We start from the raw sequence: 25,225 nt of genomic DNA, 5'->3' as shown, positions 1-25,225 counted from the left end.
GACAAGAAGATAAGGCTAGGATACGGGCCTATTTTGTGTCGTCCACCTCTTCGTATTCTACATCGGCCACATCGCCATCGGCCTGGGGGTTGCCCTGCTGCTGGCTACCCGCGCCGCTGGCACTACCCGCACCGGGCTGGGCACCCATCTCGGCACTGGCGGTGCTCCAGGCCTGGTTTAGGGCTGCCATGGCGGCATCCACCCGGCTCAGATCCTTCTGCGTATGTGCGTCTTTCAGCTCGGCCAGCGCCGCCTGCAGGCTACCTCTGCTCTGCTCGCTCAGCTTGTCGGCGTGCTCCTTCAGCTGCTTCTCGGTGCTGAATATCAGCGTATCCGCTTCGTTCAGTTTATCCACCTCCTGCTTGCGGCGGGCATCCTCGCTGGCGTGCCGCTCGGCATCCTTACGCATTTTGTCTATCTCGTCCTTGCTCAGGCCGCTGCTGGCCTCTATGCGGATGTTCTGGGTTTTGTTGGTTGTGTTATCCTTTGCCGTTACGTTCAGGATGCCGTTGGCATCTATGTCAAAGGTTACCTCTATCTGCGGTACCCCACGGGGTGCGGGTGGAATGCCATCCAGGTGGAAGCGGCCCAGAGACCGGTTGTCGCTGGCCATAGAGCGCTCGCCCTGTAGTACGTGTATTTCTACACTGGGCTGGCTATCGCTGGCGGTGCTGAACACCTGGCTCTTTTTGGTGGGGATGGTGGTGTTGGCCTCTATCAGCTTGGTCATTACCCCGCCCATGGTTTCTATCCCCAGGCTTAGCGGGGTTACATCCAGCAGCAGTACGCCCTGCACATCTCCACTCAGCACCCCACCCTGTACGGCAGCGCCCAGGGCCACTACTTCATCCGGGTTTACGCTGCGGTTAGGCTTTTTGCCGAAGAACTGCTCCACCATCTCTTGCACCCTGGGGATGCGCGTGGAACCCCCTACCAGGATCACCTCGTTGATGTCATTGGCACTCAGCTTGGCAGCCTCCAGGGCCTTTCGGCACGGCTCCATACAGCGGGCAAACAGTTTGTCGGCCAGTTGCTCAAACTTGGCACGGCTCAGGGTGGTGTCCAGGTTCTTGGGGTTTACCGGATCTAGCACGATGTAGGGCAGGCTAATGTCCACACTATTGCTGCTGGAGAGTTCCTTCTTGGCATTCTCTGCGGCCTCCTTCAGGCGCTGCAGGGCGCGTGGATCCTGGCGCAGGTCTACCCCCTCTTGTTTTTTGAACTCATCTGCCAGCCAGTCGATAATGATCTCGTCAAAGTCATCGCCACCCAGGTGCGTGTCGCCATTGGTGCTCAGTACTTCAAACACGCCGTCTCCCAGCTCCAGGATGGAGATATCGAAGGTACCACCACCCAGGTCGAACACGGCTACTTTTACGTTCTGGTGTTGCTTATCCAGCCCATAGGCCAGGGCCGCTGCCGTGGGCTCGTTTACGATCCGCTTTACTTCCAGGCCGGCTATCTCGCCTGCCTCTTTGGTGGCCTTGCGCTGCGCGTCGTTAAAGTAGGCAGGCACGGTTATTACCGCCTCCTTTACCTCGTGGCCCAGGTAGTCTTCTGCGGCCTTCTTCATTTTTTGCAGCACCATGGCCGATATTTCCTGGGGCGTGTACTTGCGGTTCCCCACCTCTACGCGCACGGTGTCATTATCGCCCTCCACCACCTTGTAGGCGGTGTTTTTCAGCTCAGCCTTGCTCTCGCTCCAGCTTTTGCCCATAAAGCGCTTGATGGAGGCTATGGTGCGCTCGGGATTTACGATAGCCTGGCGCTTGGCCTGCTCGCCCACCTTGCGTTCGCCGTCTTCCATAAAGGCTACTACGCTGGGTGTTGTGCGCTTGCCTTCTGCATTCACAATTACCACGGGCTCATTCCCTTCCATCACAGCCACACAGCTGTTGGTGGTGCCCAGGTCTATACCGATGATCTTTCCCATTGTATCCGTTCTTTTCAGGTTGTCGTTTTTCCTCTTTCAGCCGTGCTAGCTACAAGGAGTATGCCATGCAGTCGGGTTGGCAGCTTTTATGGCAGGATGGCAGGTGCTTGTCAGGCAACGCCTCGGGTTTGACAGCTTTAAGTGTCTGGCTGGCAGCTTATTTACGGCCCGGCTGCTGCCGGCGCGGGGTCTACTGCCTGGGGCAGTCCCCGGGGTTGGGTGTGCCGTTCAGGCCCGCCAGAAACTCGGTACAGGCAGGCAGGCGCACATAGCGCGGATAGCTCACGCTGATGCTGCCAAAGACACCCAGCCCGCCTTCGATGTTGGTATAGTCGGGGCGAATAAAGTTGATGTCGGTAAAAGCCGGGCTGTTAACGCGCAGAAAGTCGTGCAGCACGTCGTCCAGCGCAGTTACCTCTATACGCGTGCTCTGGTTCAGGGTGCCATTATCATACGTCTTTAGCCCGGCCACACGGCCCAGGCTTGCCTGCAGGAAGCTCTGAAAAGACTGCCCGATCACAAAAAAGCCGCTGGAAGGATCGCCGGTGAGGGTGCGGGGCGCGGCAGGCCCCAGGCGCAGTTCGGGCTGTGGCACACCATCCAGCTGGTAGTTGAAGTAGATACGGTATTCAAAAGACCGACCCGGGGGCTGATTTCTTGCCGAGAATGTGAGTGGCGTAAAACGGATAGAAAGACCGTCCGAGTTGAAATCAACCTGGGGGTACGTCTCGGTTTGGCCGGGCCCGGTGCGGATGCTGTCGGGGCTGGTAATGCGTGGCCGGGCCGGCACCACCGTGCGTGCGCGTAGGCTGATGGGTTGCTCGCCAGGCAGGGTGATGGTCAGGTCGTAGCGCAGGCCATTCCTGATGGGTGCACTGCTTACATACACCGTGCTAGCCTGGGTAAAGAGCCCCGGCTCCTTCAGCGTATCTTTTGCCCGAAAGCTGATCTGATTGCCCTCCGGGTCGGTAAGCAGCACCGTAGCCTGCTTCAGGCTCAGGTCATTCGCCTCGGCATAGGCTTGCAAGTCTCCGTCTATCAAGAAGGCACGCGACACCCGAATCACCTGCTCGCTGGCTTGCGGGTTCAGGATGCCATATACCACATACAGGTCCTTGGGCTTGGCCGTGGGGTCCAGCTCATTGCTACAGGCTGCAAGCAGGGCAGCACACAGCAGAAAGGCCCGGATGCCGGATGCCAGGGGTAAGCGCAGATACATGGTGCCCAATATACCAGGCGGCCGTGTATTTTTGATGAAGAAAGGTAAATAGACAGCCCCCCGGGGAAAATCCTGTAGCCCGGCAGGCCACTCCTCTACGGCGGTATCTTTTAGCGCCAGACGCCTCGTTTTTTCCGGTAGTTCTCGGTACTTTTCGTTTCTGAATACCACATATGACAAAGGTAGAGCTACTGACCATAGGCGATGAGCTGCTAATAGGCCGCACGGTAAATACCAATGCCAGCTGGCTGGGTGCACGCCTGGCCGAAGCGGGCCTGCAGCTGGGGCGGATAAGCACCCTGGCTGATGTGCCCGCAGATATACACCGGGCACTAGACCGGGCACTGGCCGAGTATGACCTGGTGATCCTAACCGGTGGGCTGGGCCCCACGCGCGACGACTATACTGCCCAGGCACTGGCCGACTATGTGGGCCAGCCGCTGGAGGTGCATGCCCCCAGCGAGGCGCGTTTTCGCAGCTTCCTGGCGGAGCGCAATCGCCCCTATACGGCCAACCATAACCAGATGCTGAGCATCCCCCGGGGCTCGGTGGGGCTTGTCAATCCTGCGGGGGCGGCCCCGGGGATCCGGATGATGGTAGGGGGGAAAGCCGTGTTTGCCCTGCCTGGCGTGCCGCACGAGATGAAGGCCCTGTATGAAGCCGAACTGCTGCCCTGGCTACAGCAGCACGTACCAAGGGCCGAAGTGCGCTACGAGAACTGGCGGCTGGTGGTGGCCGAGAGCGAGCTGGCCAACCGCCTGGCCGAGGTGGAGGATGCGCTGGCCCCGGGCCTAAGCCTGGCCTACAACCCCGGCCTGGGTATGCTGGACCTACGCCTGGGCATGCGCACCGAGGAGCCCGGAAGCCTGGATGCGGTATTTGCCGATACCGTGCAGGCCATAGATGCCCGGGTGCAGCCCTGGTGCTTTGCCCGTGGCAACACCAGCCTGAGTGAGGCGGTGGGCCGTGCGCTACAGGTGCGCGGCCTTACCCTATCGGTAGCCGAGAGCTGCACAGCGGGCACACTGGCACGCACACTGGCCGAAACCCCCGGCAGCAGTGCCTGGTATCAGGGGGGGGTGCTTACGTATAGCAATGAGCTGAAGACCAAGCTGATAGGCGTACCTGCCGAGCTACTGGCCACCGCAGGGGCAGTGAGTAGCGAGGTGGCGACGGCCATGGCCGCCGGGGTGGCGGGCCTGTGCCACACGCCCCTGGCCATCAGCACCACCGGGATAGCCGGCCCCGATGGGGGCACACCGGATAAGCCGGTGGGCACCGTGTGGGTGGGCCTGCACACGCCCCTGGGTACCACCACCCACCTGCTGAGGCTGGAGAAAGACCGACTGCGCAATATGCAGCGGGCCAGCACAGCAGCATGCTGGATTTTGTACGGCTGGCTGAGGCAAAACATGCCCCTGCCCGCCAACAGCTAGTTGTATCCGCATGTTTGAGCATATTGAACCCTTCGACGGCTGGCTGTATCTATACAACCACGATATGGACGAGCACTCGCCCTTCCACGGGGTGGAGCACAGTCTTTTTGACTACGATCGGGCCATCTACACCTTTCGGGCACACCCGCTGTGGGACCAGATAGAGAGCGAGAGCCTGCTGGTAAAGATCCTGTACGCCAGCTACCCGGGTAGCTACCTGCCGCCAGCCGATCCCCATACCGAGCCAGACAACATACCCCCCGCTGCGCCCGATGGCGAAGGCTTTGCCATACTCGAGCTACTGGGCGAGTGGAACGACCTGCACGAGAATGACTTCCGCCTGCTGTGGGAAAACTGCCTGCATCCGCTGGCGGTAGCGGGCATCTCGCGCTTCATTTTTATTTGCGAAAATGTCTTTAACGTCTACCCGGGCGAAAGCGACTACTACGAGCTGGCTACCGAGGCCATGGAGGATGGCTGGATGTGCCTGCTGCGTGCCCGCCCGCACGTGCTGGAAGAGCTGGAGGCCTATGAGATTGGCCGCTACTTTTACTACAGCCCCAGCCTGGCAGATGTGCGCTGGCGCAAGATGAAGCCCTGGCACGTGTATCAGCTGGTGAAGGACAACCTGGAGCGCTTTCTGCTGCCCGAATAGGCGCCCCGGGCCACAATGACCCTAGAAGCCATACGCCAGGCGCAGCCCCAGCACCACCCCGGGCAGGGTGCTGCTTTCGGTATGGTCGCGGCTGATGCCCACCCGCTTGTCAAAGTCGTTGAAGTACGTGCCCTTCAGCTCCTGAAAGCGCAGCACGGCACCGGCATAGTACTCCAGCAGCATATTGCTATTCAGAAAATGCTGGTTGCCAAAGAGTATCTGAATATCTGTCAGCCGCCGGCTTTCTTCAAAGGTATCTGTCTGTAGCACAGCGCCCTCCACTGCCTGGTAGTCCTTGTAGGTGGCTGTCCACCCATACTGCTTGTGCTGAAAACCGATGCCAAAAAACAGCCGGTTCAGGTCTGTGGGCAGTTCGCTGGGGTATAGGCGTACCGAGGCGCGGAGTGCAAAGCCATTTCGCACCTCGTCGTAGTACTCGGGGTTCATAAACTCGCGGTCGGTAACACTGCGAAGCAGGTGCCAGTAGTAGTCTTGTAGCAGCACACCAGCCCCCAGCTCCACCCCCAGCTGGTCTACAATCCGGCGCTCGTAGTGCAGGCCAAACTCGCCATGCGCCAGCTGCAGGCCGTCAAACTTGAGGATGTTGTTGTTTACGCGTGATTGCGCCCACCCCTCGGGGCTGGCCACCACACCCAGTAGAAAAAAGAGAATAACCCGCTTCATACCTACACAAAGCTAGCAACTGCTGTGCCAGGCCGAGCTGTATTTTGTGCACAGGTTTGTTTTGCATGCGTGGGGGTATGTTTCGTTTGGTGGCTTTTTGTACCTTTGCGCCGCTGCACCCGTAGTTGAATGGATACAATGCAGGCCTCCGGAGCCTGAGATGCTGGTTCGATTCCAGCCGGGTGTACTACTAGCGGGGCGTCATCTTCAGGTGGCGCCATTTTTATTTTAAATTCGTTCACCCGGTTCGATTTTCTGAACTTCGGGGGTACGCCCATTAAGGCGCTTTGGGGTGGCTGAAACCCCGTCTTCTTTGGGCCCATTGTGGGTTTTGGGAGCAGGGGGCGCGCGTAGAAGATGGACAAACACGCGGGGCCGGGCAGAATAGCAAGTATCGGGTAGGGCGAACCAGGGGCCGATGCGAATTTTGGGACATGAAATCAAAGGAGGATAGGCAGCTCGTGCCACAGACGGCACTGGATTTTGACCGGATAGCGGATGCTATTGGCTACATCCAGCAGCACTACCAGGCACAGCCTACACTGGAGCAGGTGGCCGAGCGGGTGCACATGAGTCCGTACCACTTCCAGCGGATGTTTACCGAATGGGCCGGAGTAAGCCCCAAGAAATTTTTGCAGTTTATTACGACGGCGCATGCCAAGAAGCTGCTGCGCGAAGACCTGCTTAGCATGCCCGAAACCACGTTCCAGTTGGGATTATCCGGAACAGGGCGACTGCACGATCACTTCATTACCCTGGAGGGCATGACCCCCGGCGAGTATAAGCAGGGGGGCCGGAGCCTTACCATTACCTACGGTTTTTATGCTAGTCCGTTTGGGGAGCTGCTTATTGCCGCTACGCCCAAGGGGATATGCCACATGTCTTTTGGCCATGGCGAGCCGGCAGTTCAGGACCTGGTCCGGCAGTTTCCGCAGGCCAGGCTGGTTTCCGGGCAGGATCCCTATCACCAGCGGGCCTTGGCATTCTTCCAGCCAGGCCAGGCCGGAACGGAATCCCTGAACCTGCACCTGAAGGGAACCCCATTCCAGCTGAAGGTTTGGGAGGCGCTGCTCCGCATACCGGCGGGTGGGCTTAGCAGCTATCGGGCCGTAGCCCGGCACATCCGCCAGCCGGGTGCTGCCCGGGCCGTGGGCTCGGCCATAGGGAGCAACCCGGTAGCCTACCTGATCCCCTGCCATCGGGTTATACAAGCCACGGGGCACTTTGGTCAGTACCACTGGGGCAGCGAGCGAAAGGCTGCCATGCTGGGCCTGGAGGCCGCACAGAACAGTGAAGCCTAGCCAGCGAGCACCTACTTACAGTAAAGCAGAAACCCTAAGTGGACTACTTCAGGCCATCGTCCTTATAAGCCTCTATGCCTGGCAGGCGCACCTTTTCGGCCAGTAGGTAGCGGATGAGCTCCAGATCCAGGGTGGCCCCCCAGCTGCCGCCGTTAAACTTGCCCTGAAAATTCAGGTTATGCACGTTGAAGCTAAAGTCTTGATTGATACCTGCCCGCGCATAGGCCTTCAGTAGTTCCTCCTCAAAGGCTAGCTTCCAGCTGTAGTAGTCGGCATCGTGGTAGAACACGCGGTTCATCAGCATGATTACCTCACGGGGGTAGAAGTTGGCATCGTAGGGCTGTGCCGCATCCTTGGTTACCACCAGCTCCAGCCGGATGTGGTGGCGCAGGCAGGCTTCCTGGCTGATGGTGAGCAGGCGGTCGGGCCCCAGCTGCACCGTCTCTATTTTGGCATTGGGCTGCCACTTATAGGCGGATACGAAGGGATTGTACGGCTGCATCAGCGGCCTCAGGTCTTCGTTGCGCATCCGGCAGTCCTCGCTGCCGTAGGTTACCTTCAGCTGGGCACCCGCCAGGCCCGGGCACAGCCCGCCCAGGGCAAGCAGCAGGAGCAGGAGGATGCACATCCGGGTCATGGGGGCGAAAATACGTACTTATACCGAATGGTTGAGGGGTTGGGCGCCCTTTCCCAGCTGCCTGGGTGCCTTCTCCAGTGCCTGCTGCAGGTAGGCCCTGGCCTGCAGCACCGCCAGCGAGAGGCCATGGCCCAGGGCCAGCCCGGCAGCTATGGCCGCGCTAAGGGTGCATCCGGTGCCGTGTGCCGGGCGGCCCATGTCCAGGTAGGGGTAGCGCAGGCGCAGGCATTCGGTGGGGGTTTGTAGCACATCCACCACCTCGCCAGTGTGTAGGCTCTGTGGGTCGTGCCCGCCCTTTAGCAGCACCGCACACCGGAACAGCTTGGCCAGCTGTGCGGCTGCAGCCTCCAGGTTCTGCACGGGCTGGCCCAGCAGGGCCGCTGCCTCGGGCAGGTTGGGCGTTATCAGGGTAGCCCGGGGTAGCAGCGCCCGCAGGGCAGCCAGGGCGGCGGGGTCTAGCAGGCTATCTCCACTGGTGGCAATCATTACCGGGTCTATCACCAGGGGGATGCCGGCAGGCAGGGCCGCCGCCACTGCGGCTATGCGCTCGGCATCCAGCAGCATGCCGGTCTTGATGGCCGCTACGGGAAAGTCGGCCAGCACAGCCTGTATCTGTAGGGTCAGTACCCGGGCCTCCACCGGCTGCACGGCCTGTACACCCAGGGTATTTTGGGCCGTGATGGCTGTAAGGGCCGAGGTGCCAAATACCCCATAGGCCGAAAAGGTCTTCAGGTCGGCCTGTATGCCGGCCCCCCCTCCGCTGTCGCTGCCTGCTATGGTCAGGGCTACCTTCATGCGTGGGGCCGGGGCTTACTTGCGCCGTTTGCCGGTGCGCGGCTGTGCAGCCTGGCGGCGGCTACGGGCCAGAGCTTCCTGCTTCTTTTGTTGCTTCTCCATCCACAGGGCCACACGGCCCTTGGCCTTCTTGGGGCCTTTGGCTTTGGTGGCATGCACGCGGTCCTCCAGCTTCTTTTTATCGATTGCCGCCTTCAGGATATACGTTTGTGCAATGGTGAGCAGGTTGAAGATAAGGTAGTAGTAGCTGAGTGCGGCTGCATAGTTGTTCAGGATACCCAGGAAGAGGATAGGCATCAGGTAGCCCATCCACTTCATGTTGGGCGCGCCGGCCATACTCGTATTGCCCTGCATCTGCTGCTGCATGTAGGTATACACCAGCGTACTGATGGTCATCAGCAGGGTGAAGAGGCTTACGTGGTCGCCATATATTGTGTTGAGGATCGGAACGTAGCCAAAGTCCCAGATGCTGTCGTAGGTACTCAGGTCCTCGGCCCACCACAGGCCCTGCTGGCGCAGCTCTATGGACTCGGGGAAGAAGTTGAACATGGCAATGAGCACCGGGAACTGGAGTAGCATGGGCAGGCAGCCGCCGAAGGGGCTGACCCCCACCTGGCGGTAGAAACTCATCTTGCGCTGCTGTAGCTCGGTGGCATTGTCTTTGTATCGGGCCTCCAGCTCCTTCATCTCTGGCATCTGGTTCACGATCTGCATCTTCACCATGCTCTTATGGCTTTTCAGGGTGAGGGGCAGCAGGATCAGCTTGATGAAGATGGCCAGGATGAGGATGATGAGCCCATAGCTGGCAGTCATCCCCTCCAGGGTGTGGAACACCCCGATGATGAAGAGCGTAACGTAGCGCAGGGGCCCCCAGCCCAGGCGTACAGTCTTGTCCAGGCTTACACCATAGGCATCCAGGATGTTTATGTTATTTGGGCCAGCGTAGAGGGTTAGTCGGTGCACCTCCTTGGGCATGCCACTATAGGGCAGGGCTACATTGGCCTGCATGTACTTGATGGCTTCGGTGTGGCGGCGCTGGGGCAGGGGCTTGGTACGCAGAATGCCGCCGCCCTCAAACTTATCCTGGGCAATAAGTGCCAGCTGAAAAAACTGACTCTTGAAGCTCACCCACTTGGTGCTGTAGTTCAGTTCCTCCTCTACCTCCTCGTCGGCACTCACGTCCAGGTGGTTTACCTCCACACCCTCGTCCTGCGCCAGGGCATACACCAGATTTGCATTGGGCAGCATTTTTTCGGCATCCTTCTCGGTTTTGGGTATCTCCAGGCCGCTTAGCAGCTCCAGGCGGTTTGCCTGCACGTAGTTGCGCATGTTTATCAGCCGTACCTCCCAGTCCAGGTCATAGCCCCGGCCCTTCAGGCTGTACACATACTCCAGGTAGCTGGCACTATCCAGCTGGGCGCGGAAGCGCAGGGTCTTTTGCTCGCTTCCCTTCAGGCTCAGGCTGTCTGGCCCCTGGTAGCTGAAGAACAGGTCTTGGGTAGACAGCACATTGCCGTTGTAGGGCAGCGTAAAGCTAAAGCTGTTTTTGGGCCCTGTGGGCAGGACGGGTAGCGGTGCCCCATCGTAGGTTTTATGCTTGTTCAGGTAGATGGCCTCGGGCACCCCACCCTTGTTGGTAAACAGCAGGTGCAGGTCTTCGGTCTTCACCTCCACCTTCTGCACACCGCCACTGCGCAGGGCAGCATAGGGGCCATAGCGCTTGCTCAGCTCGGCACTGTCTGCAGCCTGGGGTACAGGTGCTGTAGGCTGCGGGGCAGCCGCCGGAGCTTCGGTACGTGCTTTCTCGGATTGCGATTTCTTTTCTTTTGCGTCATCATCGCCAGTCAGCGTTCCATACAGGAGGAAGAGGCCTACAATGAGGGCGATGCCCACAAGGGTATTACGATCCATAGCTAAGATCTGGGGTTCAATGGGGTTTTCAGGCGGCAATTTAGCAAACTCGCCTAGCCTGCCGACATGTGGAACTCGAAAAGCCTACTTTCGTATTGCTGTACACAGCTATGGCCGTATACATTGATCGTCCCAAACCTATCTGGTTCCATGGCAAGGAGCGCCGTTTTGTACACCTGGCGGCAGACAGCCTGGAAGAGCTGCACCGCTTTGCCGAGCGGCTGGGCCTACCCCGCAGCATTTTTCAGGATAAACCCCGCCGCCCACACTACGATGTGTTTGACCACCACATAGCCCGGGCCCTGAGCCTGGGTGCCACCCAGGTCGGGAATAAAGAGCTGCTGCTGATCCTGAAAAAACAATACGGCGAATAGGTACGCATGGCAGCGGCATACGGTGTATCTTTAACCAACGGAGAAAAATAGGGCAGGAAGTATGAAGCTTACATTCGATGTGCACATAGCCGCCCCACAAGCGCGGGCCTTCGGCTGGGCAGCAGAGGCGGAGAAGCTAGCCCAGTGGATGCCAGACCTGGAGCATACGGAGTACCAGAACAAGGTGTCGATCGATCCGGCAAATCCGGTGGGGCTACGATTTAGGCAGCACATGCGCGCCGGAAAGCGCGTGCTGGTATACGAGGGCAAGATTATAGAATACCTGAAACCCAGCCTGCTGGTGGTGGAGCTTGACGGTCCGCAGTTTGAGATGCGGCTAAGCTACCAGTTTCGCGCCACCGCTGCCGGCCGCTGCGCCCTATACGCCACGGTCGAGCTTCGGTTCAAGACCCTAAGCCTGCGCCTGTGGGGTCTGCTTTTCCGGGGTGGGGTGCGGAAACGCTTCCGCAATCAACTGGAGTGCCTGCGGCAGCTGGCCGAGCAGGAGGCGCAAGCCGAGTAAAGCCCCCTGGTCTCCGGCTTTCGGGTTTCTGCCTACCTTTGCGCCATGGCAGCAAAACCACGTCCGCAGGTGCGGCGCAAGGCCGCCCCCGGGGGCGCGGCCGACATCAATACCGAGGGGGGGCTCTTTGCAGGCATGAGCTGGGTAATGGGCATCACCTGCCTGCCACTTAGTGCCTTCTATGTATACCTGTTCGTGGGCATCCGGGCCACGGCGGCCGTGCTGCTACTGTCCCTGTGCTACCTGCTAGCCGCCAACCTGATGATTCCGCCCATCCGGCGCTTCTGGATCCGGGCCACCGGCTTCCAGCTATACGGCCGCAGGCTGGTGTATATCTACCTGGCGCTCTTTCTGCTCATCATGGGGCTGGGCTACTTTGCCGACCTGATGCAGGAGAGCCGCAGCCTGCCTGGCTACGCGCAGCCCGATGAGCAGGCCAGCAGCGCCCCCATAACCCCCATGGATACCCTGCTGGCCCCAGCCAAGCGCGGCCTCTTCTGGGGCTATGTGAACGCGGACGGCCAGTGGATAATACCAGCCCGCAGCTACACCCGGGCCGAGCCCTTCTACCAGGGCGTAGCGCGCGTATGGCAGGGCCCCGAGGCCCAGTATATCAACTGGCGAAACGAGCCGGTAGTGCATACCGGCAGCTATCCGGCCCGGGTGGAGGCCCCAGCTGGCTTCCCGTACCAGCCGGCAGACTCGCTGGGCCTATGGGGCTGGAAGGATGCACAGGGCACCTGGCGGCACCCCCCGCAGTACGATGCCGTGGGCCACTGGGGCTACACCACCCAGGTGCAGGCCCGCAATGCCGCTACCCCGCCCAGGCCGTAGCCCATGCACGGGCAGTCGGTATAGGGGGGGTTACTGGAATGGTTTGGGGCTTTTGCCTACCTTTGCCGCCAATAGAATTCCCCTGAATCATGTCCCAAGCTTTTGATATCGTAGTAATAGGAGCTGGCCCCGGTGGCTATGTAGCCGCCATACGTGCCGCGCAGCTAGGCTTTGCCACTGCCCTGGTAGAGAAGGAAGCCAGCCTGGGTGGCACCTGCCTGAATGTAGGCTGTATACCCAGCAAAGCCCTGCTGGATAGCAGCGAACACTACCACAACGCCGCCCACACCTTTGGCGAGCATGGCATAGAGCTGAAAGACCTGAAGGTAAACCTGAAGCAAATGATAGCCCGAAAGGCCGACGTGGTGAGCAAAACCGTGGCCGGGGTGGAGTTCCTGATGAAGAAGAACAAGGTGCAGGTGTACCGCGGTACAGGCAGCCTGAAGGATGCCACTACTGTGCTGGTGCGTGGAGAGAAAGAAGAAACCCTGCAAGCCAAATACATCATCCTGGCCACTGGCTCGGTGCCAGGCACCCTGCTCGGGGTACAGATGGACGGCAAGCGCATTATCAGCAGCACCGAAGCCCTGGAGCTGACAGAGGTGCCCAAGAAAATGTTGGTGATAGGCGGCGGCGTAATAGGCCTGGAGCTGGGCAGCGTGTATGGCCGCCTGGGGGCCCAGGTGCAGGTGGTGGAGTATGCCGATGGGCTGATCCCCACCATGGACAAAGACCTGGGCAAGGAGATACAGAAGATTCTGAAAAAACAGCTGGGCTTCGAGTTCTTCCTGAACCACCGGGTGCAGTCGGCCACGGTGCAGGGCGATACGGTAACGGTAACTGCCCTGGACAAAAACAACCAGGAAGTACGCTTTGAGGCCGACTACTGCCTGCTAAGCGTGGGCCGAAAGCCCTATACCGATGGCCTGGACCTGGAGCAGGTGGGCATTGCCCTGAATGAACGCGGGCAGATACCAGTAAATGACAACCTGCAAACCACCGTACCCAACATCTACGCCATTGGCGACTGCATCCGCGGGGCCATGCTGGCCCACAAGGCCAGCGATGAGGGCGTGGTTGTAGTAGAAAAAATAGCCGGACACCATGCCGAAATCAACTACCTGACCATACCCGGCGTGGTATATACCTGGCCGGAGGTGGCGTCGGTGGGCTATACCGAGCAGGAGCTGAAAGACAAGGGCATGCCCTACAAGACCGGCAAGTTCCCCTTCATGGCCAGTGGCCGCGCACGCGCCAGTATGGATCTGGACGGTTTTGTGAAAGTGCTGGCCCACAAGGATACCGACGAAATCCTGGGTGTGCACATCATTGGCCCACGCGCGGCCGACATAATAGCCGAAGCGGTGGCCCTGATGGAGTTTCGTGCCAGTGCCGAGGATGCAGGCATCTTCAGCCACGCCCACCCCACCTTTACCGAGGCACTGAAGGAGGCAGCCCTGGCCGCCACAGGCAATCGGGCCATCCACATTTAGCCCCCCATCAGGCCATGCGCTTGAGCCCCAATCTACGCTCCTATACGCGTACCCCCTATTTCTGGGTCGCGGTGGCTTATGGGCCAATAATGTGGTTTGTCCGCTGGCGTTTGCTGAACGCCCCGGCTTCCGAAGCCGCCCTGGAGACCGGAGCTTCGTCGCTTATACTGCTGGTGGGCTTTTATGTACTAGCGCATAAAAAGAGGTCATGAGGCACGGAGCCTGGTTCCTGGCCCTCTATGTGCTGCTGGCTGGCTGCGTACCCGAGCCCGACCTGAGCCCGGAGGGTGCGCTGCAAGCAGAATACCGGGGTCTGTTTGTGCTAAGTGAGGGCCAGTGGAACCAAGCCAACGCCACCCTGGACTACTACGACGCAGCGGGAAACCGCACAGCCGATGTTTTCAGCCGAGTAAATGGCCAGCGCCTGGGGGATGTGGCAAACAGTGTACTGGTAGATGCCGATACCCTCTTTATCGTGATGAACACCAGCCGCCTGCTGTACAAGGTGCAGCTGCCCACGCTGCGGCTGCTGGCCACACTGGCGCTGCCAGAGGCCAGCTCGCCCCGGAATATGGTGCGGGTGCGGCCAGACCTGGCCTACGTAAATAACCTGTATGGCCAGCAGCTGTACCGCATAGACCCCCGCACACTGAAGCTGCTGGGCAGCCTGCCGGTAGAGGACCATACCGAAGACATGGTCCTGCACCTGGGCCAGGTGTACCTGGGCAGTGGAAACTACCCCGGGGGGCGCATAAACCAGAAACTGGCGATCCTGGACCCAACTACCGAACAGATTACATACCGTAGCCTGCCCATTGAGAATCCGGGCCCTATCCGCGCCCTGCCAGATGGGCAGCTAGCCATCTGCTGCCGGGGCAACTACCTGAATACCAATAGTGCGGTGGTGTGGTACCAGCCTGCCACCGGCCAGTTTACCGACACGGTGTATGTGCAGGGCTACCTGTACGACATGGCCGTAACGCCGGATGCCATCCTGCTGAACAGCGACCAGGACATCTCGGCCATTTCGCTGGCCGACCACAGCCTGCGCTACCGCGTGATAGACCGGGCAAACCTGGGTGCACGGGATAGTGACCTGCTGTATGCCCTGCACTACGAGCCAGCTACAGACCGCATCTACCTGACCAATGCCGGCTTTGGCGCACAGGACGGGCAGTGCTATGTGCTAGACCGAAGCTACCGGCTGCTGAGCACCCTGCCCACGGGGGTGTTTCCGGGCACAGTGTTCCGAGTGCCCTAGGCGGGGGAGTGGGGGCAAAAACCCTAAAACAGAAAACCGAAAGCAACCTATCAGGATACTTTCGGTTTTCGTCCCACGCAGCGGGGGCGTATGAGAGTAGTACAGGAGGGGAACACCTCGGCACTTGGCCCACAGCTTCTTCTCGCGTCCGCCTGCTACTTGTACTGACTATTTGAAGTCGAAGCCCAGCGAGAAGCGCAGGGTGTTCTGCAGCGGGTGGTTCTGCTGCAGGGGGGCCAGATAGGCAAAATCCAGGGTGATGACCTTGAAGTGCACACCTGCACCCAGGGTAATGTACTTTCGGTTGCCTTTTCCGGGATCTTCGTAGAAGTAGCCGGCACGCACCGCAAACAGGTCATTGTACCAGTACTCCAGGCCCAGGCTCACGTTTATCTCCGTTAGCTCTTCGCTGAAGCCGCCATCGGCATCACCAAAGCTGCTAAATATGCCCTCTATCACGCTTTGCTCAGACTCTCCTTCCGCAGGCACCTTGCTGGGTACCAGTAGTTTATTGAAGTCGTTGGTGAAGGTAAGCTTGTTGAAGTTGTCGATCTCAGCCGTAAGGGCATACCCCACCTTCAGGTTGGTAGGCAGAAAATCCCGACGGCCCACGTCTGTATACCGCATTTTGCCGCCAATGTTGCTGATGTTCACCCCCCAGGCGAATAACATGGGTATTTCGGGTGCGTTTCGGTTAGCCTTGAATTTAAAGGGCTTTTCGCTAGCCAGATAGATATCGCCGGCTACACTGCTGGCGGGGTTTGTGCTGATGCCGCCGCCCAGGTTCTGGCTACCGGCCAGGTTGCTGTTTATATAGCGCAGGCCTATGCCTGTGGAAAGGGATTCGGTAATGCGAATGGCATAGCTGGCCGAGAAGGCCAGTTCATTTGCATTGAAGCTGCCGGTCTCCAGTCCGTTCTCGTCGGTAAAGTTGATGTTACCCAGCGAGAAATAGGTAAGGCTGGCACCCACTACGCCTCCTTTTTGGCCAAAGTTGTAATAGAAAGGGAGAAAGGCGTGGTTGATATCCGGTATAATCTGCTGTAGCCAGGGGGTGTAGTTTACAGCAAAGCCATAGCGCTCGTCTGAGAAGGTGAGGCGTGCCGGATTCCAGTACTGGGCATTGGCCCCCTGGGCTATGGCCACACCGGCATCGCCCAGGGCTCCACTGCGGCTATCGGGGGTAATGAGCAGAAAGGGTACAGCTGTGGTAATGGCCTTTTGCTGGCCAGCCGCATTGGGCTGCGCAAATACGGTGCCCGTCATCAAAAACATAGACAGAACAGCCGCCTGAATGGAAAAGCGTGGTGAAAGCATAAAGAGAAAATAAAAATCAGGTAAAGCTGCTTCTGATAGGCCGTTCTGGTATTCGGTGCGCTAATATACGTGTTTTATTTCATGAGCACCAGGCGACTGTACTTGCGTACTACTTCTCCGCTTTCTTCATTTGTTACGCGTATTTCATACAGGTAGATGCCCTTCTGCAGTGGGCTGCCATCCGCCCGCTGGCCTTCCCAGCTCAGGTGGTCCAGCACGTAGGAGCTGGGTGTAAGGCGGCTATCCAGCTGGGTGGCCAGGTTCCCCGCTTGGTCGTAGATGCGTACCTGTATGCGCAGGGGGGTTCCCACCTGGTTGTGGTTTAGCTGGAAGCGGGTGCTCTCGGTAAAGGGGTTCGGGTAGTTCAGCACATGGTCTACGGCGGTGGAAACCCGGCTAGCCACTACAAACTGCGTTTCGGCTGTGGCCGATCGGTTGGCCACGTCCCACACACGCACCTTCAGGCTATGGGGCCCCTCGGGCAGGTTTTCAAAGGCATACAAGATGCTGCCGCGCTGATAGCTGTCTTCGACAGTTGTGTAATAGTCATTCAGGAGGATAGGCTCGATGGTATTGCCATCCAGCACGGCTGTTAGCTCCCGGCCTATGCCCAGGCCGCTGGTGTTGATACCCACATCCGAGTACACCTCCGCCATCAGGTCGGGGTTCGGGTCGGTCAGGTTTCCGCTGCGCCAGTTGGGGCTATTCAGGTATAGGTTGATGGTGGGGGGGCCGAGTGATTGTACCGGGTTTGGATCTGTGCAGCACACGGCAATCTGGCGCGTGCAGCCTGCCGCTTCTTGGTCTGCCGAAGTGGCAAAGAGGCTGATCTGTCCCAGCCCCGGGGTGTAGTCTATGTCCAGGGGCACTACAAATTCCAGTGTGAATGCACCCTGGCTTACGGTGGCCCGTCCGTTGAAGAGAATGTTTCGCTGCTCGTCGAACTGGAACTGGCACCGGCTGGTAGTGGAGCGCTGTGCCTTATCGTAGATGCTGGCGTACACCGTGCCCTCAAAGTTTGACAGACGACCTCCGCCTGGCTGGCGTAGCTCTCCGCGCAGGGATACACGGCCCAAGGCCTTCAGGGTGTCTATCTGGCCGGGTACCAGGGCTTGCCCATTTATCTCGGTAATCACAGCCTCATACTCAGGCAGGCCAATGCGCATGGCGGGATCGCCCATCAGCATGAAGTTGCGGGTATTGATCTCGTAGGAGCTCCAGGAGGCGTTTTTGGCCTGCTGCATCACCTCGCCCAGTGTCAGGTACCGGCTGCCATCCGCTGTTCGGTCAAAGAAGTGCTGGTATGTATTCTGGTTAAACACAAAGTTGCCCGCGCTAAACACCTCGCGGGTAGAGGTAATCAGGGCAATTGCTCCGCCCTTGCTTTTCAGCAGCAAGCGCTCGGCTCCAGAGGGGAAGCTGGGCACATCGCAGCGGCCAAAGTCGCAGGTGGCAGTTATCCAGATGGCTTCTCGTCCCTCATTTTGCAGGTTGCTGATGTCGTTCAGCTCCAGGATGCGCGAGTTCGACAATCCATCCTCGCCCCCGTGGCCCGTATAGTTCACCACCAGGGCACCTCGGTTTATGCGGTCTATCATCTGCTGCTGTGCAATGGGATATTGCACACCATCGGCCCCATTCACACTGGGGTAGGCATCCAGATACACCTTTTGGGCAACCATGCAGGGGGCCTCGGTAGCCACGGTGTTTTTGGCCAGGTTATCGGCCTCGGTGTGGTGGTTACATTCGTCTCGATACACATCACCAACAAAGAGGATCCGGTTTTTCCAGGGGTCGTCTTGCCGGCCCCGGGTACCATACCCGATGATTTTGTCTACCATTGCCTCGGCTTCGGCCACACTGTTTACAGGTAGGCGGCCCACGGCTAGGTCCATGGTATGGGTCTGGCGCACCCGGTCCTGCCAGTCCTCCGCATTGCCTTCGCCCCAAAGGCCTTCGTTTGCATCCATAAAGGCATAAAAGTCGTCGGACACAAAGGCACTGGGGGGAAAATTACTCTCGCGGGCCTGGTAGGCGGGCACGCGGCTGGGCTGTGTTTCGTAGCCCTTGTAGTCGTAGCTGGCATCGCCAAAGAGTAGTACATACCTGGGGCGCTCGGCGGCATTGCTGCCTGCCCGTAGCCAGAACATGCGGATAAAGTCTCGCAGGGCGGTAATGTCGGGCATTCCGCTGCTGAATTCCTGGTAAATCTGCCCCGGGCTAACCACATGGAACCTCAGGCCATCGTGCTGCTGGTGCCACTGGCCCAGGCGCTGGGCAGCGGGTACAAAGTCGGGGTCGGATATAATCAGGTACTCGGCCTGGGGCAGGCCGTGCAGGTTCTGGTTTGCCACCGTGCCCACATACTGCGGCAGCTGGTGGGCAGCAGGGGTAAAGGCTACCAGCCAGGGGCTCTGGCTAGCGGTTAGACGAGTGCTGAGGGTGCTGCCGCTCAGCTGGTAGTCCAGGGCTGCCGGTGTGGTGGGGTCATTCACCAGCCACAGCTGGTGCTGGGCCGTGCCGCCTGCAAAGTCCAGGCCCAATGTACGCGCCCGGCCAATGGGAATAAAGCCCTGGAAGAAAGGTACATCCAGCGATAGGCTCCGCTCATAGTCTACATTCAGGTAGTCCAGCCAGCCCTGGGTATTCTGTCCGCCCGAATAGCTAACAGAGACCTGGGCACCGTCTTGCAGCCTGTCGCCCCCCAGGGCCCACACGTTCTCGCGGATATCGGCACGGTCGCAATAGCTACAGCCCGTGTTTACGGGCTGGCAGCCAATGCTGCCCAGGCTGCTGCTGCCTTCGCCCAGCTGGAAGGTGGTGGCATTGTCACTCCGGCCAGCCACGCGGGCGTACAGCCGGTGCTGGCCATTGGGCACGGCACCGGGGGTAGCCAGGCTAAAGGTAAAGCTAAGGCTGCTGCCCCGGAACTCTTGGCCAAACCACAGTCGGCCACTCTCGTTCAGGTTGTGCTGATCCAGGTTCCAGTAGGCCAGGTGTCGCAGCCGGCTCACCACACTGTCTGCCGTAGTGGCAGCAGGCTGCAGGCTTATCCGCTTGCCCGCGCTTTGCCCCACGGTCAGGTAGTAGTGGGTCCGGTCTGTGTACAGGTGGTTCTGCTGTCGCATACGCTTGTCCAGCGAGTCGTACACCAGCACATGGGGCCCCAGGCCGTAGAAGAGCAGGTAGTCTCCATCGTTCCACACCCCGTCGGCCTCACCCACCACCTGGATGGCCACCTCGGGCAGGTCGTCGTGCCGGAAGGCGCTGTTCTGCTGGGGTAGCATGCCGCCGCCTTTGCCATACAGCTGCAGGTTGCGGGGATCTAGCCCAGCCGTGGAGATGCCCATCCCCTCCAGGAAGGCCTTGTCTATCTTGTAGATGCCTGTTTCGCTAATAGCTAGCTGGTGCCACACCCCGGTAGCCAGCTTGCTGGTGGGGGTGTTTTGCGTTTTGCCCAGTGCCTGCTGCGTGGTGGCCACAGCAGCGGCAGGGGCCAGCTCGCTGTAATGCAGGGCTCGCCAGGTGCGGATCCGGGTGCCCGAGCGGTGCAGCTGGATGGGATAAAGGTGCAGCACCGAAAGGGCCTGACCCCCCTGCTGTAGTGGTATGTGCTGCATCGGACTAGCCGGGTACCACTCGCTACCCCGGAAGAGGGCATCCACATCTGCCACCTGCGCCAGGGCATCAAAAAATTCCAGGCTCTCGGTTTCTTCCATCTGGCTGGTAGTCAGCAGCCCATAGGTGGCGTGTGCTGTGCCTGGATGCAGAACCTGTAGGGCTTGGTAGGGTAGATTATATATGCGTTCATCGTACACACAGCCCTCAAAAGCCGGGGCTGGCACCGTGTAGGTTGGCTCCATAAAGGGGTGTACGTAGCGGGCATCTGTCCACTTGGGCACAAAACTACGCTCTACAGACTGTGCGCTCAGCCATACGGGCAGAATCAACAAAAGGACCACGCCCACAAAGGCCAGGCGGTAGAACCAGGAACTTGCCAGGGTATCTCTCATTTTGCTACACGACTTCTGCATACAGCAAGCTAACCACCAAAGAAGTAAAAATGTTGTCTGTCCGCCAAATTTTAGTTCCATTTGCGCCTATTCGGGTTTGAACGGTCTATTCAGGCCGCTTGTGTGAAGGGCGTGTGAAGCCAGGGATAACGTACGGCCCAGCGCGGTCCGGCTGCCTGTAGCACGTGCTTTATGCAACGCCCGCTCCTCAAGGATCTGTGTTTTGTCGCTATCTTTGCCCAATGGGCCTATTTGATGTATTTAAGCGGGGGAAAAAGAACGAATCGCTGCACGCGGGCCTTAGCCCCACACGCCGTGGGCTGCTGGGCCGGCTGGCCGGGCTGCTGGGCCGGAAAAGCCCGATAGATGCCGCCGCGCTGGATGAGCTGGAAGAGATCCTGATGCTGAGTGATGTGGGGCTGGATACCACGCTGAAGATTATTGAACGCATACAGAAACGAGCCGCAAAGGAGCGGGCCACCACGGCCGAGATAGATGCCCTGCTGCGCGAAGAGATAGCCGGCCTGCTGGTGCGGAATGACAAGACCTTTGACCCCATCGAGCCAGACAAGCGCCCCTATGTGCTGATGGTAGTGGGAGTGAACGGGGTGGGCAAGACAACCACCATTGGCAAACTGGCCTACCAGTTCAAGGCTGCCGGAAACCGTGTGATGCTGGGCGCGGCAGACACCTTCCGGGCTGCAGCCGTAGACCAGCTGAAGATATGGGGCGAGCGGGTGGGCGTGCCCGTGGTAGACAAGGGCATGGGGGCCGACCCTGCCAGCGTAGCCTACGAAGCCACACAGGCCGCCGTGCAGGCAGGGGTGGATGTGCTAATAATAGACACAGCCGGGCGCCTGCACAACAAGAAACACCTGATGGATGAGCTGGGCAAGATAAAGCGTACCATCGCCCGGCACGTGCCGGGTGCCCCGCACGAGGTGCTACTGGTGCTAGATGGCAGCACCGGCCAGAATGCCCTGGCACAGGCACGCGAGTTTACCGAGGCCACCGAGGTGAGTGCACTGGCTATCACCAAGCTGGACGGAACGGCCAAGGGCGGGGTAGTGATTGGCATCAGCGATCAGTTTCAGATACCGGTACGCTACATAGGCGTAGGCGAAGGGATGGAAGACCTGCAACGCTTTGAGCCCGCTGCCTTTGTAGACAGCCTGTTTGAGCAGGCTTAAGGGCACACAGTGGGTTTTTGTGCAGCCAGGATTTGCATCATTTGGCGGGGCGTTTTTTGCAGACTTCGCTTATTCTGCCCGTAGCTGAAACTTGTCTCGCACAAAGTCGAGGTATGCTATCGGTTCCTCTTCATTAAATCCCACTATGCGTACACCCAGGCTGGTGCCCCCCTTGGGCAACTGGTAGATGACCGGGTGCTCGGCCAGCTCGGCCAGCGAAACGGAGTAGCCCGCGGCACGCAGCAGGTCCTGCAGCTGCTCGGGGCCCAGCAGGTCTATCAGGTACTCATCCATTCGCCGCCACTGCTTCCCGTTGTTGTAGCCCTGCCAAAACTCCAGCGTCTGCTCGCACCCGGGCTGGCAGCGGAGGATGCTGACGACAAAGACCGCATTATTGTTCTTTTTCAGAAACTTGGCCACCTCCAGCGTGGCCTCGCCATCGGGTGCTTCGGCGCGCAGGTAGCCCCCCAGGGTATTGCGCTCTGTCAGCCAGCTTTCGGCCTGGTCTTTTTTTGTCGGCACCCAGTCGGCCAGGGCGCTTTCTGCTGGCGGATCGGTGTAGAACTGCACCACCGTTTGGGCAACCGCAGGCTGAGTGGGCAACAGACCCAGGATACACAGGCCAACGGCCAGGAACGGACGGAAAAAAAGGGCGTGCATGGGAGATAAGGAACTTTAGTACTAACTATTGGAACCTCTGCAAGCGAATATCATGCCAAAAGGTCTGCAATGGCCAGGGTGCAAAACACAATGGAGCCTATGCCATTGGTGGTGAAGAAGGCAAGGTTCACGCGGCTCAGGTCGTGGGGCTTTACCAGCAGGTGCTGATACACCAGGATGCCACCAAACAGGGCCGCACCCAGCCAGTAGAGCCCCCCCATAGCCAGCTGGTAGCCCACCAGGGCAATAAGCCCTGCGCACAGCACATGCAGCAGTACAGACAGCACCAGGGCACCACGCCGGCCCAGCGCCACGGGCAGGCTGTGTAGCCCCTGCTGGCGGTCAAACTGGTCGTCCTGCAGGGCATAGATGGTGTCGAAACCCGCTGTCCAGCACAGCACCGCCAGCCCCAGGCAAATAATGGGAGCAGAAAAACTGCCGGTAACAGCCAGGTAGGCCCCCACCGGTGCCAGACCCAGACCCAGCCCCAGCACAAAATGGCAAAGGGAGGTAAAACGCTTGGTGTAGCTGTACCCCAGGATGACCAGCAGCGCCACCGGGCTCAGGTAAAAGCACAGCCTGCTGGCATTCAGGGGGTAAGTGGCCATAATAAAGACGACGCAATTTGCCCCCACAAAGGCCAGGGCAGCCCGTCCCGAAATCTTGCCTGCGGGGATCTCGCGCTGGGCAGTGCGGGCATTCTGCCGGTCGTACCGGCGGTCGGCCCAGCGGTTAAAGCCCATGGCGGCATTCCGGGCCGTAACCATGCACAGCAGGATGAGCGGAAAATCCCACCACTCATGTGCCTCCGCATGCATCCAGCCCAGGGCAAAGCCCAGAATGGCAAAGGGTAGGGCAAAAATGGTATGACTGATTTTAACCAGCGAAAAAAAATCGGCTACGCGGGGTGTGGTGCTCTGCATACAGTTTTTCTCGAATCCCAAAAACGCTCCTGTTTCATTCTGCCCGGACCTGCCTGACGCCCCGGTAGCGGCAAATTTGGGGATAAATGACCGGAAACGCTGCATATCTTTAAACCAACCTGATGGAGGGTAAAGGACAAGAGGCCAAAAAATACTTCACAAAAAGATTGACCTTCACAAAAAATTCTAACTTTTGGCCATCAAACCTAATTTGTTCATCAAATACCAAAACCATGAAAAAATTTACCCTGATGATGGTAGCCCTCGTTTTTGCAGGTGCTGCCAGTGCACAAGACATGACCTCTAAGCGGGGCATCAACATCCTGCCCGAGGCCGGAGACTTTAGCCTGAGTGTTAGTGCTAACCCCTTCTTGGACTACGTTGGCAAGTTTGTAGGCTCTACTGCTGGTTCCTCTTCTAGCAATGCCCGCTTTGACTTCCTGAACGGCTGGCAAATGGTACAAGGTCGCTATTTCATGAGCGAGACCATGGCCATCCGTGGTGGACTGCGTATCGGATTCGGCAGCAATACCGAGAGCAACTACGTAACCAACGCGGTAAATAACAACGTTGAGGAGAAAGATGAAGAGTCTGGCTATAATGTTTTCCTGAGCGGTGGCGTGGAGTTTCGTCGTGGCAACTATGGCCGTTTCCAAGGCTACTACGGTGGCGAAGTGGTGCTGGGCATACAGGGCAGTAAAACGATCAATCAAACTGCCAGCACAACGGTGGCAGGCGTGAACGAGGTAGAGACCAAAGAGGGCACTACCCTCACTGTTGGTGCAAATGCCTTTGTAGGTGTGGAATACTTCTTCGCGCCCAAGGTAGCCATCGGTGGCGAACTGGGCTGGGGTCTGTTCCTTTCTAGCACAGGTGACGGCGAGATCACTACCACTCCGGCTGGTGGCACTTCTACTACTGTAGACACAGGCGGATCTACCACCTTCGGTGTAGACACCAACACAGGCTACACCAGCTTTGGCACTGCCAATGGCAACCTGAAGCTGAGCTTCTTCTTCTAGGTCTATCCGGATAATCTTAAAAAAAGCGGGCCGCATTCGAGCCCGCTTTTTTTATGCCCTGCCCAAGGCACCTGCCTGTAGCAGGTTAGCCATTTGTAAGCAGGGGGGGGGCTTTTTGTATGTTTGCAGGATGGAAAGACGAGTACTGATAACGGGCGCAAATGGGCTACTAGGCCAGAAGCTGGTGGCCAAGCTGCAGGGCAGAACGGGCCTAAGCTTGCTGGCCACAGGGGAGGATGAAAGCCATAAGCTGCAAGGGGACTACGCCTATGCACAGATGGACCTGAACAATGCGGTGCAGATGAGCCAGGTGGTGCGCGACTTTGGGCCCACAGAGCTGATCAACTGCGCTGCCATAACCAACGTGGATGCCTGCGAAAAGGAGCAGCAGCTGTGCCACCGCGTGAATGCCCAGGCGGTGGAGGAGCTGGCCCAGCTGTGCCTGGAGCTGGATGCCCGCCTGATCCACATCAGTACCGACTTCATATTTGACGGGGAGGAAAGCCCCTATGACGAGCGCGCCACAGCCAACCCCCTGAGCACCTATGGCCACAGCAAGTGGCTGGCCGAGGAGCGCATACAAGAGGTGGGCGTACGTGCGGCCATCCTGCGCACTGCCCTGGTGTATGGCGTGCTGCCAGACCTAAGCCGGAGCAACATCATCCTGTGGGTGAAGAAAAGCCTGGAGGCCGGCCAGCAGATCCGGGTGATAAACGACCAGGTGCGCAGCCCTACCCTGGCCGAGGACCTGGCAGACGGCGTGATAGCCGTGCTGATGCGCGAGAAAACCGGCATCTACCACCTGGCAGGTCCCGATATCCTGAATGTGTGGGAGATAGCCCAGCAAACGGCACAATTCTTCGGCCTGGATACCACCCTGATGGTACCCACCGATAGCACCACCCTGAACCAACCCGCCAGGCGCCCCCCCCAGACAGGCATGATCATCCTGAAAGCACAGACGGAGCTGGACTACAGACCCCATACGCTGGCCCAGGGCTTGGCCGTCATCCAGCGCCAGCTGCAGGCCATGGCCTAGCCAAA

The 25,225-nt window shown here is 59.0% G+C and carries 21 protein-coding genes and 1 tRNA gene; 12 read left to right on the top strand and 10 right to left on the bottom strand.

All coding sequences use genetic code 11. The annotated features are described in order from the left end of the window. Positions 1–28: 28 nt before the first annotated feature. Together dnaK and LW884_02165 are read right to left on the bottom strand one after the other, a co-directional pair. Complete coding sequence (gene dnaK / locus LW884_02170; GenBank protein ID MCE3007142.1) at positions 29–1,933, bottom strand: molecular chaperone DnaK; 1,905 nt, start codon at positions 1,931–1,933, stop codon at positions 29–31. A gap of 190 nt (positions 1,934–2,123) precedes the next feature. Further along, entirely contained in the window at positions 2,124–3,152 is a 1,029-nt protein-coding gene (locus tag LW884_02165) for a DUF4249 domain-containing protein (protein ID MCE3007141.1), read from the bottom strand. 173 nt (positions 3,153–3,325) lie between these two features. On the opposite strand from LW884_02165, the gene LW884_02160 reads away from it, so the two are divergent. Together LW884_02160 and LW884_02155 are read left to right on the top strand one after the other, a co-directional pair. Further along, positions 3,326–4,588 (top strand): CinA family nicotinamide mononucleotide deamidase-related protein, encoded by a 1,263-nt coding sequence (locus LW884_02160; GenBank protein ID MCE3007140.1) that lies wholly within the window; start codon positions 3,326–3,328, stop codon positions 4,586–4,588. Positions 4,589–4,598: 10 nt separating this feature from the next. Then, a complete protein-coding gene (locus LW884_02155; GenBank protein MCE3007139.1) occupies positions 4,599–5,243 on the top strand; it encodes a hypothetical protein in 645 nt (214 codons plus the stop codon). Positions 5,244–5,264: 21 nt separating this feature from the next. On the opposite strand, the gene LW884_02150 is transcribed toward LW884_02155, so the two are convergent. Next, the gene (locus tag LW884_02150) at positions 5,265–5,927 is read right to left on the bottom strand and encodes a hypothetical protein (GenBank protein ID MCE3007138.1); all 663 of its coding nucleotides are present in this window, start codon (positions 5,925–5,927) and stop codon (positions 5,265–5,267) included. 115 nt (positions 5,928–6,042) lie between these two features. Here LW884_02150 and LW884_02145 point away from each other — a divergent pair. Further along, positions 6,043–6,114 (top strand) — tRNA-Arg (locus LW884_02145). 247 nt (positions 6,115–6,361) lie between these two features. Then, positions 6,362–7,228 carry a methylated-DNA--[protein]-cysteine S-methyltransferase gene (locus LW884_02140; protein ID MCE3007137.1) on the top strand — a complete coding sequence of 289 codons (867 nt, stop codon included), beginning with the start codon at positions 6,362–6,364 and terminating at the stop codon, positions 7,226–7,228. Between the two features lie 43 nt (positions 7,229–7,271). On the opposite strand, the gene LW884_02135 is transcribed toward LW884_02140, so the two are convergent. Genes LW884_02135 through yidC form a run of 3 tightly spaced genes read right to left on the bottom strand, consistent with a single transcriptional unit; the run spans position 7,272 to position 10,571 of the window. Continuing rightward, entirely contained in the window at positions 7,272–7,865 is a 594-nt protein-coding gene (locus LW884_02135; protein ID MCE3007136.1) for a hypothetical protein, read from the bottom strand. Positions 7,866–7,883: 18 nt separating this feature from the next. Further along, entirely contained in the window at positions 7,884–8,660 is a 777-nt protein-coding gene (gene thiD, locus LW884_02130) for a bifunctional hydroxymethylpyrimidine kinase/phosphomethylpyrimidine kinase (GenBank protein ID MCE3007135.1), read from the bottom strand. A gap of 15 nt (positions 8,661–8,675) precedes the next feature. After that, positions 8,676–10,571 (bottom strand): membrane protein insertase YidC, encoded by a 1,896-nt coding sequence (gene yidC / locus LW884_02125; protein MCE3007134.1) that lies wholly within the window; start codon positions 10,569–10,571, stop codon positions 8,676–8,678. A 110-nt stretch (positions 10,572–10,681) separates the two neighbouring features. Here yidC and LW884_02120 point away from each other — a divergent pair, with 110 nt between their 5' ends. The 5 genes from LW884_02120 to LW884_02100 all read left to right on the top strand — a co-directional run bounded on the left by LW884_02120 (position 10,682) and on the right by LW884_02100 (position 15,056). Then, a complete protein-coding gene (locus tag LW884_02120; GenBank protein ID MCE3007133.1) occupies positions 10,682–10,945 on the top strand; it encodes a DUF4031 domain-containing protein in 264 nt (87 codons plus the stop codon). 61 nt (positions 10,946–11,006) lie between these two features. Beyond that, positions 11,007–11,468 carry an SRPBCC family protein gene (locus tag LW884_02115; protein ID MCE3007132.1) on the top strand — a complete coding sequence of 154 codons (462 nt, stop codon included), beginning with the start codon at positions 11,007–11,009 and terminating at the stop codon, positions 11,466–11,468. 45 nt (positions 11,469–11,513) lie between these two features. Further along, on the top strand, positions 11,514–12,302 hold the full coding sequence (locus LW884_02110; protein MCE3007131.1) for a WG repeat-containing protein: 789 nt from the start codon (positions 11,514–11,516) through the stop codon (positions 12,300–12,302). A gap of 89 nt (positions 12,303–12,391) precedes the next feature. Next, the gene (gene lpdA / locus LW884_02105; GenBank protein ID MCE3007130.1) at positions 12,392–13,795 is read left to right on the top strand and encodes a dihydrolipoyl dehydrogenase; all 1,404 of its coding nucleotides are present in this window, start codon (positions 12,392–12,394) and stop codon (positions 13,793–13,795) included. Between the two features lie 208 nt (positions 13,796–14,003). Beyond that, on the top strand, positions 14,004–15,056 hold the full coding sequence (locus tag LW884_02100) for a hypothetical protein (GenBank protein ID MCE3007129.1): 1,053 nt from the start codon (positions 14,004–14,006) through the stop codon (positions 15,054–15,056). Between the two features lie 168 nt (positions 15,057–15,224). Here the strand turns inward: LW884_02100 and porV are convergent, their stop codons facing one another. Together porV and porU are read right to left on the bottom strand one after the other, a co-directional pair. Beyond that, positions 15,225–16,373, bottom strand: a complete 1,149-nt coding sequence (porV, locus tag LW884_02095; GenBank protein MCE3007128.1) for a type IX secretion system outer membrane channel protein PorV — start codon at positions 16,371–16,373, stop codon at positions 15,225–15,227. 74 nt (positions 16,374–16,447) lie between these two features. After that, the gene (porU, locus tag LW884_02090) at positions 16,448–20,407 is read right to left on the bottom strand and encodes a type IX secretion system sortase PorU (GenBank protein ID MCE3007127.1); all 3,960 of its coding nucleotides are present in this window, start codon (positions 20,405–20,407) and stop codon (positions 16,448–16,450) included. Between the two features lie 221 nt (positions 20,408–20,628). On the opposite strand from porU, the gene ftsY reads away from it, so the two are divergent. Next, positions 20,629–21,576 carry a signal recognition particle-docking protein FtsY gene (ftsY, locus tag LW884_02085; protein MCE3007126.1) on the top strand — a complete coding sequence of 316 codons (948 nt, stop codon included), beginning with the start codon at positions 20,629–20,631 and terminating at the stop codon, positions 21,574–21,576. A 69-nt stretch (positions 21,577–21,645) separates the two neighbouring features. Here the strand turns inward: ftsY and LW884_02080 are convergent, their stop codons facing one another. Together LW884_02080 and ubiA are read right to left on the bottom strand one after the other, a co-directional pair. Next, the gene (locus tag LW884_02080) at positions 21,646–22,236 is read right to left on the bottom strand and encodes a hypothetical protein (protein ID MCE3007125.1); all 591 of its coding nucleotides are present in this window, start codon (positions 22,234–22,236) and stop codon (positions 21,646–21,648) included. 50 nt (positions 22,237–22,286) lie between these two features. Next, on the bottom strand, positions 22,287–23,159 hold the full coding sequence (gene ubiA, locus LW884_02075; protein MCE3007124.1) for a putative 4-hydroxybenzoate polyprenyltransferase: 873 nt from the start codon (positions 23,157–23,159) through the stop codon (positions 22,287–22,289). A 233-nt stretch (positions 23,160–23,392) separates the two neighbouring features. Here ubiA and LW884_02070 point away from each other — a divergent pair, with 233 nt between their 5' ends. Next, positions 23,393–24,181 carry a hypothetical protein gene (locus LW884_02070; GenBank protein MCE3007123.1) on the top strand — a complete coding sequence of 263 codons (789 nt, stop codon included), beginning with the start codon at positions 23,393–23,395 and terminating at the stop codon, positions 24,179–24,181. A gap of 130 nt (positions 24,182–24,311) precedes the next feature. Further along, on the top strand, positions 24,312–25,220 hold the full coding sequence (locus LW884_02065; protein ID MCE3007122.1) for a sugar nucleotide-binding protein: 909 nt from the start codon (positions 24,312–24,314) through the stop codon (positions 25,218–25,220). Positions 25,221–25,225: the final 5 nt, after the last annotated feature.

The sequence above is a fragment of the Bacteroidota bacterium genome, from assembly GCA_021300195.1.
Lineage (GTDB): Bacteria > Bacteroidota > Bacteroidia > J057 > JAJTIE01 > JAJTIE01.
The sequence above is the reverse complement of the archived record's forward strand: the minus strand, read 5'-3'. Positions and strand labels throughout refer to the sequence as shown.